Annotated in this window: 4 protein-coding genes and 1 pseudogene; all 5 read right to left on the bottom strand. The window is 72.5% G+C overall.

Annotated elements, in window-relative coordinates:
* Positions 1–164: SDR family NAD(P)-dependent oxidoreductase (locus G3I19_RS35695; RefSeq protein WP_164267833.1), on the bottom strand; the 164-nt coding region annotated here is incomplete at its 3' end.
* A gap of 11 nt (positions 165–175) precedes the next feature.
* Complete coding sequence (locus tag G3I19_RS35690; RefSeq protein WP_164267832.1) at positions 176–670, bottom strand: NUDIX domain-containing protein; 495 nt, start codon at positions 668–670, stop codon at positions 176–178.
* A 20-nt stretch (positions 671–690) separates the two neighbouring features.
* The gene (gene lnt, locus G3I19_RS35685) at positions 691–2,307 is read right to left on the bottom strand and encodes an apolipoprotein N-acyltransferase (protein ID WP_164267831.1); all 1,617 of its coding nucleotides are present in this window, start codon (positions 2,305–2,307) and stop codon (positions 691–693) included.
* Positions 2,308–2,364: 57 nt separating this feature from the next.
* On the bottom strand, positions 2,365–2,886 hold the full coding sequence (locus tag G3I19_RS35680) for a hypothetical protein (protein WP_164267830.1): 522 nt from the start codon (positions 2,884–2,886) through the stop codon (positions 2,365–2,367).
* 59 nt (positions 2,887–2,945) lie between these two features.
* Positions 2,946–3,134 (bottom strand): annotated as a pseudogene (locus tag G3I19_RS35675) (glutamate racemase); the annotation flags it as partial.

Below are 3,134 nucleotides of genomic sequence, written 5' to 3'. Positions count from 1 at the left end.
GCCTCGTCGCGGTCGACGGCCCGCACGGTGGCACCGGCGGCCGCGAGGCGGAGCGCGCAGGCGGCGCCGATGCCGCCCGCGGCCCCGGTGACGAGTGCGGTACGGCCCGCCAGATCCAGGCCGAGTGGTGCGGGGGCGGGTGCGGGTGCGGGGTGCTCAGTCATGGGGCCACACCCTAGGCGTCGGGGGCGGGATCGAAAGTGGCCGGTTCGAACCAGGTGGGGCCTTCGGCGAGGGCCCGCTTGATCCGTGTCAGCGCGAAGTCGGCCAGTTCCGGCAGGGCGTCGACGGGGAACCAGCCGACGTCCAGGGACTCGTCGTCGTTGACCCGGGGCGCTCCCCCGGTGGCCCGGCAGAGCAGGCTGATGTCCATGAACTGGCAGTGGTCACCGTTCGGGTACTCGATCTCCTTGAGCGCCTGGACGAGGACCACCCGCTCCACCACACACCGTACGGCCGTCTCCTCGTGGACCTCCCGTACGGCCGTGTCCGCGGGCTGCTCACCCGGCTCCGGGATACCGCCGATGATCGACCACTTGCCGGTGTCGGCGCGCCGGTTGAGCAGCACCCGCCCCTCGTCGTCGAAGACGACGGCGCTCACACCGGGCAGCAGAAGCAGCTGGTGACCGGCGGTGGCCCGGATCTCGCGGATGAAGTCAGGAGTAGCCATGCCCCGACCCTAACCGGCGATCAGACGTCGTCCCTCACCGCTTTGCGCCGCTGCACCGTGCGGGTGGCCGTCCAGCCGACGCCGCCCGCCGCGAGTGCGACGAGCAGCCATTCGGGGAGCGTTCCCATCCGGGTGGCCGGGGTCTGCGACGAGCGCTTCGGGACGTCCGCCACCAGAGCGTCGGCGGTGAACATCCTGGTCTTCTGCGCGATCGAACCGTCCGGCCTGATGACCGCGCTCACGCCCGTGGTGACGGGCACCATCACGGCCCTGCTGTGCTCCACGGCCCGTACGCGTGACATCGCGAGCTGCTGGTAGGTCATCTCGCTGCGGTCGAAGGTCGCGTTGTTGCTCGGTACGGAGATGATCTGCGCCCCGGCCTTCACCTGGTCCCGCACGGCCCAGTCGAACGCCGCCTCGTAGCAGGTGACCGGGCCGACCCTGGTGCCCGCCATGTCGAAGTCGGCCGCCTTGTGCCCGGGCACGAAGTCCTTGCGGACCAGGTCCACGTCGGAGCTGAACAGCCGGAAGAACGAGCGGTAGGGCATGTACTCGCCGAACGGCTGCAGCTGACGCTTGTTGTACGTGTCGACCGGGCCCTTCCTGGGGTCCCAGAGGATCTGCTGGTTGAGCGGCGACCCCGCGCCGTTGTCCGGGGTGACGACGGCGCCGACCGAGATGGGCGCCTTGATCGCCTTGGCCGCCTCGTCGATCTCGTCGTAGGCGTCGGCGTTGAGGTACGGATCGATGTCCGACGAGTTCTCCGGCCACAGCACCAGATCCGGCTGCTTGGCCCGGCCCGCCTTCACATCGGCGGCCAGTTTCAGCGTCTCCTTCACATGGTGGTCGAGGACCGCGCGGCGCTGGGTGGCGAAGTCGAGTCCCATCCGGGGAACGTTCCCCTGGATGAGGGCGACGGTGGCCGTGCCGTCCTGGGCGCTGTTGCTGACCAGCGGGAGCGCGGCGAATCCGGCCGCGACCGGGGCTACGGCGAGAACGGCGGCGGTGAGGATCCTGCGGTCCGCGAAGCGCCGCAGAGCGGCCCGGCGGCGTACGAGCTCGCCCAGGCCGAGGCCGCACAGGACGACGGCGAAGCCGAGCAGCGGTGTCCCGCCGACAGCGGCCAGCGGCAGGAAGACACCCTCGGGCTGCCCGAAGGCCACCTTGCCCCACGGGAAACCACCGAACGGCACCCGGGCCCGGGCCGCTTCGACCGCGATCCACACCGCGGCGCCCCACAGCGGCCCGAGCGGCAGGCGTGAGACATAGGCGATCCCCGCGCCCGCGACAGCGATGAAGAGCGCTTCGACGGCCGCCAGGCCGAGCCAGGGGCCGGGGCCGACCTCGACACCCGTCCAGACCAGCAGCGGCAGCAGATACCCGAGGCCCGCCAGATAGCCGAGGCCCAGTCCGGCTCTGGCCCGGCGGCCGTACAGAGCGAGCCCCAGTACGGCGAAGGCGACGGGTGCCAGCCACCACAGGGGCCGCGGCGGGAAGCTTGCGTACAGCAGCAGACCGGACGCGGCCGCGGCGGCGGGCCGCAGGAGACGGCGGGCCAGCCGCCGTACGCGCGTCTCTTCGACGGACGGCGGGGCGAGCCGCTCGGACTCGTCCGTGGGTGTGGTGGGGGCGCTCACCAGGCGGAGTCTACGGTGGCGGGCTGTGCGTCCGGCAAGCGCGGCCCGCGGGCCCGGTCAGCCCGGTGAGAGCCGCAGCCGGTCGCGGATGACGCGGACGGCCGCCTCCGCGTCGTCGACCGTCACGGTGAAGCTCCGGCCGTCCCACAGGGTCAGGACCAGGCCCTCCCCGCGGCGCACCACCACGGCGGTGCCCTTCTCGGGGCGCCACCTGTACCCCCAGCCGCCCCACTGGCGCGGGGTCACGGCCGGATCGAAGTCGGCACCCACCACATGGTCGAGCAGGATGCGGCGGCGCGGCAGCCCGATGTAGCCGCAGCGCACCTCGAAGGTGTGGTCGTCGACCTTCACCGAGACATGGACGAAGGCGAGCGTGCCGTAGAGCATCAGCAGGCCCACCAGCACACAGCCGATCACGGCCATCAGCAGGGGCGCGCCGTCCGATGTCCAGGCGGAACTCACAGCCAGTTCGATCCCGAGCGCCAGGCACGCGGCCCCGGCGAACGAGAGCAGCCACTGCACGTGGTTGGTCGCCTGGCCGGTCCAGACCCGGGAGCCGGGCTCGCTGTGGTCCCTCATGCGTAGCAGCCTACCCACCTTCCGCGAGGGCGGCGGTGGTCCGGCGGAGGGCGCGGGGCTCAGAGCGCGGGGCTGACGGCCTGGAGCAGGCGCCCTTCCAGATACGTGAGCGCCGCGGTGGGGAGGGGCGCCTCGTGTCCGCCGAGCAGCACCGTCAGCCGGGTGCCCGGGGTGCCGCCCGATGTGGGCCCGGCCCCGATCCGGCGCAGCGCCTGGGCGGCCACGGCCCCGGCCGAGCCGTAGAGCTC

The sequence above is a fragment of the Streptomyces sp. SID10853 genome, assembly GCF_010548145.1.
In the GTDB taxonomy this organism is placed as follows: Bacteria; Actinomycetota; Actinomycetes; order Streptomycetales; family Streptomycetaceae; genus Streptomyces.
This window is presented reverse-complemented; position numbering and strand designations above follow the sequence as displayed.